Genomic DNA, 17,433 nt, shown 5'->3' on the forward strand with positions numbered 1-17,433 from the left:
CTGCAGACACCGCGCCGGCCGCTGACGAGGCTAACGACAAAAAAGCGGCTGTCGCCGCCGCGGTTGCACGCGCCAAAGCGCGTAAAGCGGCCCAGCAAGGCGATGCCAAGGCACAACCCGAGACGGCTGCCAATATGTCATCCGATGACGCTGCAGACACCACGCCGGCAGCTGACGAGACTAACGACAAAAAAGCCGCTGTCGCCGCCGCGGTTGCGCGTGCCAAAGCGCGTAAAGCGGCCCAGCAAAGCGACACCAAGCCACAACCTGAGACGGCTGCCGATACGCCATCCGATGCTGCAGACACCGCGCCGGCCGCTGAGGAGGCTAACGACAAAAAAGCCGCTGTCGCCGCCGCGGTTGCCCGTGCCAAAGCACGTAAAGCGGCACAACAATCACAAGAAGATAAGGAATAACCCTCGTGGCGTTTTTCATCGCAAGTTCACCACACGCCCATAACAAACGTTCCACCAGCCATCTTATGCTGACGGTGCTCCTCTGTGCCCTACCCGGTTTGGCCGCACAGTGGTATTTCTTCGGCTGGGGCGTGCTGGTTCAATTAACCTTGGCAGTTATCACGGCATGGTCAACCGAAGCGCTGGTGATGCGGCTACGACGTCGCCCCGTAATGGCTTACCTGCGTGACAACAGTGCCCTCCTCACCGCGTTTTTGTTGGCGGTCGCGATCCCGCCGATGGCACCTTGGTGGGTGATCGTCATAGGTACCGCGTTTTCGATTATTGTTGCCAAGCATATCTACGGCGGATTAGGACAGAACCTCTTCAATCCTGCCATGGTTGGCTATGTGGTACTGCTCATCGCTTTTCCAGTGCAAATGACCACCTGGTTACCACCGGAGAGTCTCGCCACCCATAGCTTGACCATTACCGATACCCTCGCGGCAATTTTTGGCGGCTATACCTTAGATGGCTTTAGCGTCAACCAATTGCGTATGACCGTGGATGGCGCCACCATGGCAACGCCTCTGGATACCATAAAAACCGCACTGGCCGGCGGCCAAACTGTGAGTGAAGCCTTGCAGCAGCCCATTTTCTCAGCGCTAGGCGGTAAAGGTTGGGCGTGGGTCAACACACTTTATCTCCTCGGTGGTTTGGTGCTGATCCAACGTGGCATTATCAATTGGCATATTCCGGTCGCGGTACTCGCCGCCTTACTTGCATGCTCATTGCTCGGCCACCTAATCGCACCGGATCAACTCGCCTCGCCTCTGATCCATTTGTTATCCGGTGCCACCATGCTCGGGGCGTTTTTTATCGCCACCGATCCGGTTTCTGCTTCCACGACCGACCGGGGCCGCTTATGGTTTGGGGGCCTGATTGGCGTATTGGTCTATTTAATCCGTACGTGGGGCGGCTACCCTGATGGGATCGCATTTGCGGTGATCATTGCCAACTTGTGCGTCCCTTTGATTGATTATTACACCAAGCCAAGAACGTATGGACATGCCACAAACCGTGCAGAGAAGAAGTCAAAGTCATGATTGAGACCATAAAAAAACATGGGGGCATTCTCGCAATCGCTGCCCTCTTGTCGACAGCACTGGTTGCGGTCACTCACGCACTGACCGAAGACACCATTAAAGAGCAGCAGCAAATTCAATTATCAAAGGCGCTCAATCAGGTGATCCCTGAAGACAGGCACGATAATGCACTGCATCAAAGCTGTCGCCTTGTCGAAAATAAGGACGCCTTGGGGACCGATGACGCGCTGCCTTTTTATGTTGCCACCCTCAACGGTGAGGTCAGCGCCGTTGCCATCCAAGCCATCGCCCCTAATGGCTACAATGGTGCTATCAAGGTCTTGATCGGTATGGACGCGACTAGTCACCAGGTGCTGGGCGTAAGGGTTCTCGAGCATAACGAAACCCCGGGGCTGGGTGATAAAGTGAGCTTGCGGGTGTCAGATTGGATCCATAGCTTTAGCGGCAAAACCGTCACCAGTGAGGATGATGCGCGCTGGGCGGTGAAAAAAGACGGCGGGCAGTTTGATCAGTTTACCGGTGCCACCATTACCCCGCGCGCGGTTGTCGGCTCCGTCAAAAAGGCGGCTTGGTTTGTGAGTCAACGCCAAGAAGCGCTGATCAACCAACCAGTTAATTGCGGAGGAGCGTCATGAATAGCGCCCACAAAGAGCTAATGAAAAATGGCTTGTGGAGTAATAACCCAGCGTTTGTGCAGTTATTGGGGCTGTGTCCACTTTTGGCGGTATCCGCTACCGTCACCAATGCACTTGGCCTAGGGGTCGCCACCTTGGCCGTACTCGTTGGCTCTAATTTAATTGTGTCACTGATCCGAGACTGGGTACCTAAAGAGGTACGGATTCCTATTTTCGTGATGGTGATTGCTTCACTGGTGACCTGTGTGCAACTGGTCATGAATGCGTATGCTTACGGCCTTTATCAATCACTGGGGATTTTTATCCCCTTGATTGTCACCAACTGTATTATCATCGGCCGTGCCGAAGCCTTTGCCTCCAAAAATCCTGTTGGTTTGTCAGTGAGCGATGGTTTTTGGATGGGCACCGGCATGACAGCAGCCTTGGTGGTACTCGGCGCTATTCGCGAAATCATCGGCAATGGCACCTTGTTTGATGGCGCCGACCTCTTGCTCGGTGATTGGGCTGCCGCACTGCGGATTGAAATTTTTCAATTCGACACCAAGTTTCTACTAGCGATATTGCCACCAGGCGCGTTTCTCGCGGTCGGCTTTCTGATCGCGTTGAAGAACATCATTGATACACACCTTGCCAGTAAAACAGAAAAAGACGACAAGCCAGTGATTGAGCGCGCGCGTGTGACGGGTAATCAATGATCGACAGGATAGGATAAATGAATAAAGAAAAACGACGGCAAATTCTGGAACGCCTGCGCGATAACAACCCAAACCCGCAAACGGAACTCAATTGGTCAACCCCTTTCGAGTTGCTAATCGCGGTGTTACTGTCTGCGCAAGCAACCGATGTGAGTGTCAATAAAGCCACCGATAAGCTGTATCCAGTGGCCAATACGCCCGAAGGGCTACTGGCATTGGGCGTGGATGGGGTGAAGTCCTATATCAAAAATATTGGCCTGTTTAATTCCAAAGCCGAGAACGTGATTAAAACTTGCCGCGCCTTGATTGAACAACACCATGGCGAGGTACCAGAAAGTAGAGAGGCGCTAGAAGCCCTGCCCGGCGTGGGACGCAAAACCGCCAATGTGGTACTCAACACCGCGTTTGGTTGGCCCACCATCGCTGTCGATACCCACATTTTTCGCGTGTCCAATCGTACCAAGTTCGCGATGGGTAAAAACGTCAATGACGTAGAAGAAAAACTGATCAAGGTGGTGCCGAAAGAATTTAAGGTCGATGTGCACCACTGGCTAATTCTGCATGGACGCTACACCTGCCTCGCACGAAAACCTCGCTGTGGCAGTTGCATCATTGAAGATTTATGTGAGTACAAAGAAAAAGTTTATCCAGATAGCTAACGCCATCGAGGGCGAGCACTGGCAAGCAAAAAAGGAGCAACGTCATGTCAAACGGCAGAATTCTACACACTATGATCCGCGTCGGTGATCTAGACCGTGCTATCAAGTTTTACACCGAAGTAATGGGAATGCGTTTGTTACGCACCAATGAAAATGAGCAGTATAAATATAGCCTCGCGTTTGTCGGCTATAGCGACGAATCAGAAGGTGCCGTGATTGAGCTGACCTATAACTGGGGTGAAAGCGAGTACGATCACGGTAACGCCTTTGGCCATATCGCCATTGGGGTCGATGATGTTTACGCGACCTGTGATCAAATCCGCCAAGCGGGTGGCAACATCACCCGTGAGCCAGGCCCAGTCAAAGGCGGTAGCACTGAAATCGCGTTTGTTACTGACCCTGATGGTTACAAGCTCGAGCTGATCCAGAACAAAAGTGCTTCTGCGGGTCTGAACGGCTAACACAGCAAGACAGGTCAAAATGAAAAGCCCGGCGCACGAGATGCCGGGCTTTTTTGTGCTGTCTTTGTTTTATCGCCGCATGTGCTGTCTGTGATAACGTCTGCAGCTATCGTCTACAACAAAGTTCTTCCCAACGAAATCACCACACGGCGGTTTTTGCTGCGTCCAATCGGGTTATCGTTGTCGGCAATCGGGCGGCGTTCGCCATAGGCCTCAACGGTAATTCTATCTTCAGGCAAGCCCAGCGAGGTGAAGTAGTCGCGCAATTTCTTCGCCCGCCGCTCCGACATTTGCTGGTTGGCTTCACGGGTGCCTCGTGCATCTGAATAGGTCGCCACTAACACCAAATCGATATCGTCGCTGTAACGAACAAACTCGGCTATCTGCGTGAGTCGCTGGCGGCTGGCTTTGGTCAACTCATCGCTATTTTCTTGGTAGCGCAACACCGTAAAAGAAATATCCTCAAACGCATAAGGCAAAAGCTTATTCAGACACCGGCTGAATTCATTATATGGCGAGCCAAATGCCACCGCCGATAGCGCCACATCTACCTGCTGCCGCTGACGCCGCCAATCTTTAAAGCTAAACGTCGGGAAGCGACCTGCCTCTAACTCACTCAGCATCGCCCAAGCCGTTTGACCGCCCACAAAACCATTAAATTGCTTGAAAAATTTGAGCTGGTCCATATAACGTGCGGGTTCACCGGGCATCCAGTCAGCGGGCATGGAAAGCAATGATACCTGCGCGGTCTCACCCATGGGCCGCTGCATATCGAGTGAGAAATCGAGATTCATGTCTTTGCTCGCCCGCGACGTAAACGAGGCCTGCCCGTACCCTGGCACGTCATGCTCTAGCCGGCACTCGATTGGCGTATCAATCGTCACTGTCCAGTTTGACTCCCCCAAGGATGCCACGTACTGCTTGTTGGCAGACGCTTGGTTGGGCAGAAGCAGACCAACACATGACAACACCACCACAAAGCGCCATTTTATTAAATCAACAGGACAAAACGCCATTACAGACTCCGTACGTCGCGTGATTCTGTCTTCACGCACAGTTTACTGCTTGCAAGGTTGCGTACGTCACCGCTAGGACAGTGACCGAAACATGACTAAGACACAAACAAATGATTATAAAGTTATCGACGCGTGACACGCCGACTTTAGCTTAACGCCACTATTTGCGATAATCACGCTTTTCTTATTGTTAGTAAAGTGACATCAGCATGAGCCAAGCAAGTGATCCAAACAGTCTCAAAGCCCGATTCCGTGGTTATTTCCCTGTCGTTGTCGACGTTGAGACAGCCGGCTTCAATGCCCAAACCGATGCACTGCTAGAAATATGTGCCGTGACACTAAAAATGGATGAGCAGGGCTGGCTAATGCCAGACAAAAAGCTGCACTTTCATGTCACCCCTTTTGAAGGCGCTAACCTCGAGCCAGCCGCTCTAGAGTTCACCGGCATCCGTGACCCTTATAGCCCACTACGTGGCGCGGTTGATGAGGGCGAGGCCTTGCGGGAAATCTTTAAGCTGATCCGTAAAGAGCAAAAAGCAGCGGAATGCCAACGCACCATTATGGTCGCCCACAATGCCAATTTCGATCATAGCTTTGTAATGGCCGCCGCCGAGCGGGCAAAGCTCAAGCGTAACCCGTTCCACCCTTTCGCCACCTTTGATACCGCCGCCCTGAGCGGACTGGCGCTCGGGCAAACGGTATTGGCTAAAGCCTGCCAAACGGCGCAGATCCCGTTCGATAATAAAGAGGCGCATAGTGCACTCTATGATACCGAGCGCACCGCTGAGCTATTCTGTGAAATTGTCAATCGTTGGAAACGTTTAGGCGGTTGGCCACTTCCCTCCACCTCGGAGAGCACAGCGTCCCCCTCTACCTAATCACGCTGATAGAGAGATCACATACGCACAGTCAGGTCGGCAACAACGCAACCTTTGCGTTGCTACCGGCTCTGCATGATTGACGCCAAACGTGTTCACCAACCACAAAAAGTTCCGCTTAGACTTGTTAACAATTTGTTTGCGGTCACATTTTCGTGATCTTATTTTGGCCTTTATTTGGCGATCAGACTAACCATTATTAAACAGGCACATGAGGAGTGAGCGACAAAATATAAATGTAAAAATCACGTTAAATAGGGGCTGAACATAGTTATTACTCAAATAGAGTTTTTACTTAAAACAACCGATAGAAACAATGTCAGCCTAACCAGGTGAAATACCGTGTTACCCGTTTTGAAACCAACCTTTAACAAACGTGAAATTGGTGCCACTATTGAACCTGTAGAACATCCGACCACTTCTCTCGCCCACGTAAGATGGGCTTTGAAGAGGCGGCCCCAAAGAACAAGAAGCTAATTAACAAAGGAGTGAGGCGCGTTATGTCATCACTATTTAAGAAATCGCTAGTGGCAACCAGTTTATCTTTGTTAGCCGTACAAGCACACAGTGCTGGCTTTCAAGTATCAGAGACCTCGGTATCCGGTTTGGGGCGTGCTTTTGCCGGTGAAGCCGCTATCGCAGATAATGCCGCAGTAGGCGCACGCAACGCCGCTGCCCTAACTCGTTTTAACACCACCGCGTTCTCGGGCGGCTTAACCATTATTGATCCTGATGTTCACGCGGATATTGAAAGTGGTGGAGATGGCCTTCTCAATAAACAAGCACTACAGGCTGCAAATCTTTCAACCGAAGAAAAAGACCTTGCTCCGACTGAGTATGTGCCCAATTTCCACTTGATTAAGCCAATTGACGAACGGCTCGCCGTTGGTTTCTCTGCCTTCTCCAATTTTGGCCTATCAACTGAATATTCAAAAGATTTTGCCGCCGGCCCAGGGGCGGGTGATACAGCTCTAGTAACGATGAATTTTAATCCCAATATAGCCTACAAACTCAACGATCAATGGAGTATCGGCGCAGGGATAAGCGCTATTTATGCAGACGCGGAGTTGAATCGGTTTGCAGGGGCAGGCGCAATTGATTTCGACGGTCCTGGTCCAGGTTCTGCAACGCTATCATCATTTAATATAACCGATCCTAAAACCAGAATAGCTCACCTCAAAGGTGATGGCTGGGGCTTTGGCTGGAATTTGGGTGTTCTTTGGGAAATGGATGAGGACAACCGTTTTGGCCTTTCCTACCGCTCGCAAACGGATATAACGCTTGAGGGAGATTATGAGGGATTGTCAACTTATGGCACTGGGACTCCTGGTCAATTCGATAAGGTCAGTGGTGAACTAGAGCTTAATTTACCAGAGGTTATCGAGTTTTCTGGCTTCCACCAACTTAACCAACAAATTGCGGTGCACTACAGCGCGATGTATGTCGGCTGGGATAGCTTCCAAGAGCTTAAAGCTACTGGGGAACAATGTAATGATTTAGTAAATAACGTTGATAATCAATGCCTGCAAAAAGACGAAAACTGGAACGATAGCTGGCGCTACGCATTGGGTGCGACTTATACCATGGATGACCACTGGGCCTTCCGCGCGGGTTACGCCTATGATGAAAGCCCTGTTGACGCTGAAGACCGCACACTCAGTATCCCTGATTCTGACCGTCACTGGTGGAGCCTGGGTACGACCTACACTGCGAACGAGAACCTCTCTGTTGACGCGGGTTTCGCTTACCTAGACGGCGACCAAGTCGACGGCACTGAAGACGGGTTTGCGTTCTCAGCCGGTGGCGACGCGTACATCTATGGTTTGCAGCTGAACTACTTGTTCTAAGCCCTGCAACTTAGCCATCACCCAACAAGTCGGCCTACATAGGCCGGCTTTTTTCGATCTATGTTCTGCCCTGAATGACATTAGAAGCGATTGCTGGCCGCTAAGCAGGCCCTCCGCGCCAAGGACGGCGCGGCGGAGCCCCCAGGGATGGGTTAACGGCGTGCCTGCGTGTGGCCTGCGATTGCTTTCCCCCCCACACCACTGCTACTCACACCACCAGCATTTGCAGGCGCGCCTTCTTGCCTACTTTACTGGTCGCGACTTTCAGCAAGGCTGACAAGCATGAAAGAAAGTAACCAAAAAAAACCGATTACCCCTCGACACGGACAAAATTTTGCGCAAACTGGGTAGCTTAATTACAAAACCATAGATAATCCCTGCAGTGAAGCTGCAGTCACCACACCTATAGCAGGAATGTTTAATGAACCCGGTAGTCATTTCAGTCTGCGTCATGCTGGCATTGGCGCTTATGCGTGTAAATGTCGTTGTCGCGCTCACATTCAGCGCCGTCCTTGGTGGCTTGGTCGGTGGTCTTAGTATTTCCGACACCATTAGTGCCTTTGAGGGCGGACTGGGTGGCGGCGCCACCATTGCCCTGAGCTATGCGATGCTCGGCACCTTTGCGGTCGCTATCAGCCGTTCTGGGATCACGGATGTGCTTGCGCACTCGGTGATCCGCAAGTTAAACGCGCGTCCCACCGATGCCAATACCGCCACCTTTAAATACGTTGTTTTAGTCCTATTAGGCCTGTTAGCGATTTCGTCGCAAAACGCAATCCCGGTCCACATTGCCTTTATTCCCATTGTGATCCCCCCTCTATTGCATGTGTTCCAACGCTTAAAGCTCGACCGTCGATTGGTCGCCTGTGTACTCACCTTTGGCTTAATCATGCCGTATATGGTGTTACCGGTCGGTTTTGGCGGCATCTTTTTGAACAACATTTTGCTCAAAAATCTCAATGACAATGGTCTTGATGTGGTTGCGAGCCAGGTTCCTACCGCGATGCTGTTGCCTGCTGCGGGTATGGTCGTTGGCCTGTTGTTCGCCACCTTTATCAGCTACCGTCAGCCTCGCCAATACAGTGAAAAAGACGTACTCAGCGCTGAGCCGGAAAACCAAGGCATTCAATCGCGCAACTTGTGGGTCGCCGCGATTGCGATTGTTGCCGCGCTAAGTGTTCAGCTGATGGCCGGATCAATGATTGTGGGCTCGTTGGCTGGCTTTATGGTGTTTACCTTTGGTGGCGTGATCCGCTGGAAAGACACCCAAGATGTTTTTACCAAAGGCGTGCACATGATGGCGATGATTGGCTTTATCATGATCACCGCCGCGGGCTTTGCCGCCGTCATGAAAGCGACAGGGGGTGTCGAATCCTTGGTCGCGTCCCTGTCTGGCTCCATTGGTGAGAATAAGCCACTGGCGGCTTTTCTAATGTTGGTGGTGGGTCTACTGGTCACCATGGGGATTGGCTCGTCCTTCTCGACCATTCCCATTATCGCGACGATTTACGTGCCCCTCTCACTGGCATTTGGTTTTTCACCGATGGCAACAATTGCGTTGGTAGGCACGGCAGCCGCGTTGGGCGACGCAGGCTCGCCGGCGTCAGACTCCACCTTGGGCCCCACGTCCGGGCTCAATGCCGACGGTCAGCACGAACATATTTGGGATACGGTCGTCCCCACCTTTATTCATTACAATTTGCCATTAATTGCGTTTGGCTGGCTCGCGGCCATGGTGCTCTAAGCGGGGGCGCCAAACAAACGTAACGCGCGATTTCACGCACCGATGAATACAAAAAGCCACGTCCAAGACGTGGCTTTTTCAAGGCCTGTCACATCAGTAACCGCGTTATTCGTTTTCGCTCGCATCACGGCGCTCGGCCGCTTCTTTGACCAGTGGCTGTAGCTCACCTTTTTGGAACATTTCCAGAATGATGTCACAACCACCGACTAATTCACCATCAACCCAAAGTTGTGGAAAGGTTGGCCACTGCGCGTATACAGGCAGCTCTGCGCGAATATCTGGGTTTTGTAATACATCCACGTATGCAAACTTTTCACCACACGACATAAGCGCTTGAGAGGCTTGTGACGAAAAACCACAGCTTGGCAGTTTTGGCGACCCTTTCATGTAAAGCAGAATCGCATTTTCTTCGATTTGCTGCTTGATTTTGTCCGTTGTTTCCATTGCTTCCTCGAACACTGTCTGTGAATCTTGTCTTGATTCTACTGGTTAACAAGCCGGAAAAAAATGCCTAAATCTTTTGTGGGATTAGGCATAAAAATTTTACCGCGATCCTTTTAATAAAGTAAAAACTTGCTAAACTACACTGAGCAAAACGAAAATAGTAGCCACACCCGATGCTTAGGTGATGGGTGGTTCGTGTGATCATTGATGACAAACCACACGCTTGAGCGCCGGTGATGGACTACAGGAAGCACTCTCACGATAAAAACGGAGATATAAGCAATGTCATTCCAACTACCAGAACTCCCGTTCGCAAAAGATGCACTAGAACCACATATCTCAAAAGAAACCTTGGACTATCACTACGACAAGCACCACAACACCTATGTCGTGAAGCTTAATGGTCTGATTGAAGGGACTGATTTTGAAGGTAAGTCACTCGAAGAGATCATCAAAAACTCTTCAGGCGGCGTATTCAACAATGCCGCGCAAGTGTGGAACCACACCTTCTACTGGCACTGCCTAAGCCCTAACGGTGGCGGCGAGCCGACTGGTGACGTTGCAGACGCAATCACGAAAGCCTTTGGCTCTTTTGACGAGTTTAAAACGCAATTCACCAACGCAGCAGTCACCAACTTCGGCTCTGGCTGGACGTGGCTGGTGAAAAAAGCTGATGGTTCAGTGGCGATCGTCAACACATCAAACGCTGAAACCCCACTGACTCACGACGGTGAAACACCACTACTGACTGTGGACGTTTGGGAGCACGCTTACTACATCGATTATCGCAACGTGCGTCCAGACTATCTGGCTGCCTTCTGGAAGCTGGTTAACTGGGACTTCGTGGCGAAAAACTTCGCAGGCTAAGTCAGCTTACGAAAAAGCTTGAAGCTAAGGAGGCGTCTATCGCCTCCTTTTTTATGCGCGCTTGAAACGCTAGGACTAAGCGATACAGAACGCCGGACACAAAAAAACCGCCAACGACGTTGGCGGCTTGCGGTGGTTATCGCTCAGTGATTAGTCTTGCGCTTTTTCCGACAAGATAATACGCAATGTACGACGCAGAGGCTCTGCCGCGCCCCACAGCAGCTGGTCACCCACGGTAAAGGCATTGAGGAAATCATCACCCATTGCCAGTTTACGTAAACGACCCACAGGCACAGACATGGTGCCTGTCACTTTAGCCGGACTCAGATCCGTCATGGTCACATCGCGCTCATTAGGCACCACACTGACCCAGTCGTTATGTGATGCAATCATGTCTTCAATTTCATCCATTGGCACCGCTTTTTTCAGCTTAATGGTCAGTGCCTGACTGTGACAACGCATCGCCCCGACACGAACACACGTACCGTCGATAGGGATCGGATTGTGGTCTAACCCTAAGATCTTATTAGTCTCCACCGAAGCTTTCCACTCTTCTTTGCTTTGACCATTGTCGCGCTTCACATCAATCCAAGGGATCAGTGAGCCGGCAAGCGGCACGCCAAAGTTGTCACTTGGGAAATCACCCGAGCGTAGGGTTTGCGCCACTTTGCGGTCAATGTCCAGAATAGAGGTAGCAGGGCTGGCCAAATCGGTATTAACGGCATCGTTGATCACACCCATTTGGCTGATCAATTCGCGCATATGCTTGGCGCCTGAGCCAGACGCAGCTTGATACGTCTGGGCAGTCATCCACTCGACCAACCCGTTTTGGTACAAGCCGCCCAAGCCCATCAGCATTAAACTGACGGTACAGTTACCCCCCACAAAGGTACGCGTGCCTTGATGAATACCCGCTTGGATTTGTTTGAAGTTAATCGGATCCAAGGTGATGATACTATCATCTGCCATTCGTAGTGATGACGCCGCATCAATCCAATAGCCTTTCCAACCTGATTCACGCAGCTTTGCGTAAACATCGTTGGTGTAGTCTCCGCCTTGGCAGGTGATAATAGCATCGAGGGTTTTTAGCATCTCAATGTCGTAAGCATCTTTTAAGGTGCCCGCATCCTTACCGTAGTTCGGTGCGTCGATACCCACTTGAGAGGTACTAAAAAAGACAGGTTCGATATGGTCGAAATCTTTTTCTTCTACCATACGCTGCATCAGCACCGATCCCACCATGCCGCGCCAGCCAACTAAACCTACTCGCATCATAATTTTCACACTCCATGTTGTGTGACCGTCGTATAAAGTTCGACAGTCAGTGAAAAAACGTTTTTGATACTAACACGTCTTTTCTCAGTCGTCAGGTTAGCCCCTTTTTCTGCTCAATTATCCACCATTTTTTAAACATTCCGTCACTGATCCCTTACTTGGTTTAACGTACATACGTCGAAAAACACTGCCCTCATACACATAAAGATCATTAATAAAAAACACGCAGGTAACCTTTGAAAAACACAAGATAAACAACTCATAATGACAATTAACTCAGCTCGCGTTTGACTCACATAAGCGACAAAAATGTTTCCCATCTCATTGTTCTGTTAGCTAGAGTATGACGCCTCACAAATGGAAAAAAGGATACTGACACACGGACAGTGATGTGAGTTTGGTTGTTGCTAGTTGCATCGCTAAATCGCGCAGGGAGTAGTCGCGCAATCACAGACGATCCACCTTCCGATAATGATATTGATACGTTCGCCCTATCGGTTGTCACCGAGTGCGACGTGAAGAAGGTTCAGTTATGACAACACATCAAATTCGATTACCATCCATCGTTCAGGTCATCCTAGCGCTGGGTGCATTTTTGGCGCTCGCGTTTTCGTTTACCGCAAAACTCGATTTACCTATCCAACTAGCACTGTTTATTGGCTGGTTTGTGATCATGGGTTTGGGACTCAAATTAGGCCATCAATACAAAGATCTTGAGTCGGCAGCGACCAAAGGGATTTCCAACGGCCTTGGCGCGGTGTTAATCCTCCTTTCCGTGGGCGCACTCGTGGGCACCTGGATTGCCGGCGGCATTGTCCCCACTATTATTTACTATGGTCTGAAAGCTATCCATCCTTCTATCTTCCTTTTAGCGACCATGTTGATTTGCTCGTTAACCGCTTTGGCGACGGGGACCTCTTGGGGCGCGGCGGGTACCGCGGGGATTGCGATGATGGGGATTGGCCAAGGCCTTGGGATCCCCGCGCCAATGACCGCGGGTGCGGTGCTCTCTGGCTGTTATTTCGGCGACAAAATGTCCCCGCTGTCTGATTCGGTGATCCTGGCTTCATCCATGTCAGGCGTGGAAATTGTCGAGCATATTAAAGGGATGCTTCCGATTGCGCTTATTAGCTACATCATTACCGGCATTCTATTTACCCTTGTGGGTTGGCACTACGCTGGCAATGTCGATATGAGCCAGGTAGAAATGGTGAAACAGGCGATGCAGGATCAGTTTGTGATCACTCCGATGTCATTTATTCCTGTGCTCATCGTACTCGCGTTGCTCGCCATGCGCCTTCCATCGTTCCCAGTGATTAGCTTTGGCTCATTACTCGGGGTTGTTTGGGCAGTGATGTTACAAGACATGGCCCCTGTTGCGGCGATTAACACCGCCTGGGCCCCCTTCTCTGTCGCATCAGGGGTCGATTTTATTGATGCTATTCTCAATCGCGGCGGTATGTCGTCCATGCTTGGGTCTGTGGCAGTGATTGTATTTGGTCTCGGTTTTGGTGGCTTGCTGGAAAAAGTGGGCGTGCTGCACACCATTGCGAATCTCTTTGAACGTCGCGTTAAAAGCGCGGGTAGCTTGGCCACCTCCACCATTGGCACGGCCTTTATGGGTAACATTTTTGGCTCAGCGATGTACGTGTCACTGATACTGACCCCCAAAATTTGTGCGAAAAACTACGACCGCTTGGGTTATCAGCGTAAGAACTTGTCACGTAACGCCGAGTTCGGTGGTACCTTGACATCCGGGATGGTGCCTTGGAGTGACAACGGCATTTATATGGCAAGCATCTTAGGGGTCGCCACCTTGTCGTATGCGCCGTTTATGTGGCTAAGCTTTGTTTGTATCGCTGTGACTATCGTGACCAGCTATATGGGTTGGTTTGTTGATAAAGTCGATCCAGCACAAACCGTGCAGACTGATGACGCTGCGACCCTAGACGCTCAGCCCGATCGCGCATAAAAACGCCGATAAGGTTTTGTTGCGAACACGGCACGAGGCAAAGTAAAGAAACAAGCGGGACACCATCAGGTGTCCCGCTTTTTATCATCAAGATAAATCTGACCCAACCAAGGTTAGTGATTTAGACGCTAGTCGTCATCTCGGCTCGACAAGCGGCGCTGAAGCTGGTCGCGCAAGTTCGGCGGCGTGCCTTTTATGGTCAGCGTATCTGTCTCTGGATCATAAAACACACGTTCCCCCAACAGCATGGCATCAAAGTTTACCGACAAACCGCCACCGGCCCCGACAAACTTGGTGAGCTTTCGCATCGTGGTTCTGTCAGCCGGGAACTGCTCTTCAAGCTCATACCCTTGCTGGTTAGCATACTGATAAAAGTCAGTGCCTTCAGGCGTCGCTGGCAGTTCACCGGCCAGCTCTTTCACCACCACTTCATCGCCCGCTTTAAGCTGATCATTACAATAATCAAAAACTTGTTTGCGATAGTTATTCTTTTCTTCCTTGTCGAGGCGAGCATCGTCGCAGTAGTCTTCTACCGCTTGCATCAGCACCTGGTTTTGCTGCTTGCTATCCATTCCCACTTCCGCTTGTAGAAAGTCGAGGAAGAAATCAGCGACTTTGCGCCCCACGCGACCTTTGATAAAGGAAAGGTAACGGTTTGACTCGGCGTCCGTCTCCCACGTCGATAAGTCAATGCGCGCAGCGATATCCATCTTGCTCACATCGAGATACTCGGTGGCATTTACCTCCAATTCATCGGTGACGCGTAAACTGTGCTTGGACTCAAGCACGCCGATAAACAGATAATCCGTCGCGAGCGCTCGATAGTGCGCCATCACCAGGGTGCCGTTATCGGCAAAAGGGTATTTGGCTAGTTCAGCACGCAAGCGCTCCACCGCTTTTTCGGACAAGGCTTGAAAGTCGAGTCCACCGGTACGATAAGCCTTTAACCACTGCTGGAAGTCACTCTCGGTGTCAAACAAAGCAAACCCTTTGCCTGCTTTTGCATGATAAACCCGATGAATGTCTCCCATCAGGCTTTCTGTCTGCTCGGTCAGCGGCAACGGGCCGTCTCGAAGGTGAACGTTAAGCGAATCATCATCTTGCTTAACGATTTGATGCAATATTACGTTAGAAAGCGTGAGGGTCATGATTGAAAAGATTTTCAGTAAGACTAAAGTGTGAGTTATTATACGCTGCTTTGGTTTTAAGAAGAAAAGACGAATTTATGCCTGTAACTTCAAAATATGACGACGAGCAAGTGGAACGTATTATCAACGATGTTGTCAACGTGTTAGAGCAACACGATGCATCGACAGATTTATCGCTGATGGTGATCGGGAATGTCGCCACCAACATCCTCAATCACAATATCCCTGCCGCCCAACGCCAGGCATTTGCCGACAAGTTTGCCCAGGCATTAATGGCATCTATCGATAAGCAATAATGCATAAAGCAGCAGTCGCTAATAAGAGAAGAATAAATTTGTATGGTTGATAGCGGAACATCGTATCGTGACAAAGTATCCCAGCTCATCAGTTGGGGGCATTGGTTTAGCTTTTTTAACATCATTGCCGCTATGTTGCTGGGCACGCGCTACATCAGCCAATCGGGATGGCCTGAAACCCTATTAGGGCAAAGCTACTTGGTGTTCAACTGGGTTGGACACTTTGGCTTTCTGGTGTTTGCGCTTTATATTCTGATTATTTTCCCGGCCAGTTTTCTCATTCCCTCTCAGCGGTTAATGCGGCTGTTTGCCGTACTGGTTGCCACTGTTGGGATGATGGTGCTGCTGCTCGATATTTACGCTTACCAAACCCTGCACCTTCACCTTAACCCGCTGGTGTGGGAGCTGCTGTTAAGCGGCGAAAAAACCGATATGAATGCGCATTGGCAATACTTGTTTATTGCTGTGCCTGCTATTTTTATCTTAGAGTTGATTATTGCCGAATGGGTGTGGCGCAAACTGCGTAAACTGACGCGTAAACGGATTGGTATCCCCGTGGCTACCGTCTTTGCGCTTTGCTTTATCTCTAGCCATCTTATCCATATTTGGGCGGACGCTTTCATATATAGCCCGGTCACCGCACAGCGCTCTACCTTCCCGGTCTCCTATCCGATGACCGCGAAAACCTTTATGGAAAAGTACGGCTTGCTCGACAGGCAAGAGTACCAACGTTTGCGTGAACAACGTGGACAAGAAACCAGCGAAGTGATCCGGTACCCCCTTCAGCCGCTTGCCTTTGCACCGGATGCCAACAAATATCAGAAAAACTTACTGATGGTGATGGTAGAGGGACTGCGTGCGGATATGGTAAACCCAGTCACCATGCCTCACCTCCACCAGTTTGCTAATCAAAACCTGTGGTTTAAAAATCACTTTAGCAGCAGCAATGACGACATGGCGGGGTTGTTTGGCTTTTTCTACGGCTTGCCTGGCAGTTATGCGCAAAGCGCCCGTACCGAGGGGCTGCGTCCGGTACTGATAGAAACACTCAAACAGCGTGATTATCAACTGGGGTTGTTTAGTGGCGATCATTTTGCCAATCCCATTTATTATCAAAGTATTTTCAGCCAAGCGCTTGAACGCGATAGTCAATCGGACAAACCCGCTTGGCAAGCCGATGCCGAGGCCGTCAGCACGATGCAAAACTGGCTGGGAAGTCGCGAAACCGACAAGCCATGGTTTGGTTACCTAGAATTAGCAACCGTGAATGAATATGAGCAAGGTGGTGACTACCCACAGCCTTTTCAACCGGCACTGGATAGTGCCATGGCAGGGGTCGATACTCAGACAAGCTTGGTATTAAAAAACAGCTACAACAACGCCGCGCATTATGTCGATGACCAACTTGGCCGCTTGCTTGAGCACCTAGGCCAGTCAGGGCAATTGGACAATACCGTGGTGATGATCACCGCCAATCACGGGATGGAATTTAACGAAACCGGGCTCAACAGTTGGGGCTCAAACTCAAACTACAGCCGATATCAGTTACAAGTGCCCATGATTATGCATTGGCCCAACCAAAATGCGGAGCAAACTGCGCATTATAGTAGCCACCTAGATGTGGCCCCCACATTGATGGAATCCATGTTATCGGTCAGCTCTCCGGCGGAGACGTATAGCAGTGGAACCAACTTGTTCGAGCTTAAAAACCGTCCACGCAAGTGGGTGCTCGCCGGCGATAGCCGAGATATCGTGGTGGTACAACCGCAAAAAACCACCGTGGTGGATAAGTTTGGCAACTATAAGGTGTTTGATAAGCACTATACACCGTTGCCAGAGGGGAAACCGCAGTTGTCACTGCTGATGCAAGTGATGCATGAACTGAAACGCTTTTATTATCCCGAAGAGCCGTCGTCGTGATGAGCAAGAGGCAGAGTAAAATGTCACATCGCTACGGTGGGTTGACGCTTTAATAGCCAAACGGTTGAAAAACCG

16 protein-coding genes and 1 pseudogene are annotated in these 17,433 nt (G+C 50.5%); 13 read left to right on the forward strand and 4 right to left on the reverse strand.

All coding sequences use genetic code 11. The annotated features are described in order from the left end of the window. The 6 genes and pseudogenes from C7A19_RS15595 to gloA all read left to right on the forward strand — a co-directional run. A pseudogene (locus C7A19_RS15595) lies at positions 1–416 on the forward strand (electron transport complex subunit RsxC); the annotation flags it as partial. Between the two features lie 5 nt (positions 417–421). Beyond that, positions 422–1,501 (forward strand): electron transport complex subunit RsxD, encoded by a 1,080-nt coding sequence (rsxD, locus tag C7A19_RS09860; RefSeq protein WP_116644809.1) that lies wholly within the window; start codon positions 422–424, stop codon positions 1,499–1,501. Continuing rightward, entirely contained in the window at positions 1,498–2,136 is a 639-nt protein-coding gene (gene rsxG, locus C7A19_RS09865; protein ID WP_116644810.1) for an electron transport complex subunit RsxG, read from the forward strand. The genes rsxD and rsxG overlap by 4 nt, the downstream gene beginning before the upstream one ends. Further along, complete coding sequence (locus C7A19_RS09870; protein ID WP_077607675.1) at positions 2,133–2,831, forward strand: electron transport complex subunit E; 699 nt, start codon at positions 2,133–2,135, stop codon at positions 2,829–2,831. Before rsxG ends, C7A19_RS09870 begins: the two co-directional genes overlap by 4 nt. Positions 2,832–2,848: 17 nt before the next feature. Then, entirely contained in the window at positions 2,849–3,490 is a 642-nt protein-coding gene (gene nth / locus C7A19_RS09875; protein ID WP_046075309.1) for an endonuclease III, read from the forward strand. Between the two features lie 44 nt (positions 3,491–3,534). Then, positions 3,535–3,951, forward strand: a complete 417-nt coding sequence (gene gloA, locus C7A19_RS09880; protein ID WP_046075308.1) for a lactoylglutathione lyase — start codon at positions 3,535–3,537, stop codon at positions 3,949–3,951. Between the two features lie 113 nt (positions 3,952–4,064). Here the strand turns inward: gloA and C7A19_RS09885 are convergent, their stop codons facing one another. After that, positions 4,065–4,967, reverse strand: a complete 903-nt coding sequence (locus C7A19_RS09885) for an OmpA family protein (RefSeq protein WP_116644811.1) — start codon at positions 4,965–4,967, stop codon at positions 4,065–4,067. Between the two features lie 209 nt (positions 4,968–5,176). Here C7A19_RS09885 and rnt point away from each other — a divergent pair, with 209 nt between their 5' ends. From rnt to C7A19_RS09900, 3 genes are all read left to right on the forward strand, one after another. Next, entirely contained in the window at positions 5,177–5,845 is a 669-nt protein-coding gene (gene rnt, locus C7A19_RS09890; RefSeq protein WP_069362007.1) for a ribonuclease T, read from the forward strand. 500 nt (positions 5,846–6,345) lie between these two features. Then, positions 6,346–7,692, forward strand: a complete 1,347-nt coding sequence (locus C7A19_RS09895) for a porin (RefSeq protein WP_116644812.1) — start codon at positions 6,346–6,348, stop codon at positions 7,690–7,692. Positions 7,693–8,113: 421 nt separating this feature from the next. Continuing rightward, entirely contained in the window at positions 8,114–9,436 is a 1,323-nt protein-coding gene (locus C7A19_RS09900; RefSeq protein WP_116644813.1) for a Na+/H+ antiporter family protein, read from the forward strand. 105 nt (positions 9,437–9,541) lie between these two features. Here the strand turns inward: C7A19_RS09900 and grxD are convergent, their stop codons facing one another. Then, on the reverse strand, positions 9,542–9,880 hold the full coding sequence (gene grxD, locus C7A19_RS09905) for a Grx4 family monothiol glutaredoxin (RefSeq protein ID WP_069362009.1): 339 nt from the start codon (positions 9,878–9,880) through the stop codon (positions 9,542–9,544). Positions 9,881–10,162: 282 nt separating this feature from the next. On the opposite strand from grxD, the gene sodB reads away from it, so the two are divergent. After that, the gene (sodB, locus tag C7A19_RS09910; RefSeq protein ID WP_069362010.1) at positions 10,163–10,747 is read left to right on the forward strand and encodes a superoxide dismutase [Fe]; all 585 of its coding nucleotides are present in this window, start codon (positions 10,163–10,165) and stop codon (positions 10,745–10,747) included. Positions 10,748–10,897: 150 nt separating this feature from the next. Here the strand turns inward: sodB and asd are convergent, their stop codons facing one another. Then, positions 10,898–12,019, reverse strand: a complete 1,122-nt coding sequence (gene asd / locus C7A19_RS09915; protein WP_069362069.1) for an aspartate-semialdehyde dehydrogenase — start codon at positions 12,017–12,019, stop codon at positions 10,898–10,900. A gap of 535 nt (positions 12,020–12,554) precedes the next feature. On the opposite strand from asd, the gene nhaC reads away from it, so the two are divergent. Continuing rightward, positions 12,555–13,994 carry a Na+/H+ antiporter NhaC gene (gene nhaC / locus C7A19_RS09920; protein WP_116644814.1) on the forward strand — a complete coding sequence of 480 codons (1,440 nt, stop codon included), beginning with the start codon at positions 12,555–12,557 and terminating at the stop codon, positions 13,992–13,994. A gap of 128 nt (positions 13,995–14,122) precedes the next feature. Here nhaC and yejK read toward each other — a convergent pair whose 3' ends face one another. Continuing rightward, positions 14,123–15,142 (reverse strand): nucleoid-associated protein YejK, encoded by a 1,020-nt coding sequence (gene yejK / locus C7A19_RS09925; RefSeq protein ID WP_116644815.1) that lies wholly within the window; start codon positions 15,140–15,142, stop codon positions 14,123–14,125. Between the two features lie 77 nt (positions 15,143–15,219). On the opposite strand from yejK, the gene C7A19_RS09930 reads away from it, so the two are divergent. Further along, the gene (locus tag C7A19_RS09930) at positions 15,220–15,438 is read left to right on the forward strand and encodes a YejL family protein (RefSeq protein ID WP_069362013.1); all 219 of its coding nucleotides are present in this window, start codon (positions 15,220–15,222) and stop codon (positions 15,436–15,438) included. A gap of 42 nt (positions 15,439–15,480) precedes the next feature. Next, complete coding sequence (locus tag C7A19_RS09935; RefSeq protein ID WP_069362014.1) at positions 15,481–17,358, forward strand: DUF3413 domain-containing protein; 1,878 nt, start codon at positions 15,481–15,483, stop codon at positions 17,356–17,358. The last annotated feature ends 75 nt before the right edge of the window (positions 17,359–17,433 follow it).

This window comes from Salinivibrio sp. HTSP (genome assembly GCF_003390965.1).
Lineage (GTDB): Bacteria > Pseudomonadota > Gammaproteobacteria > Enterobacterales > Vibrionaceae > Salinivibrio > Salinivibrio kushneri.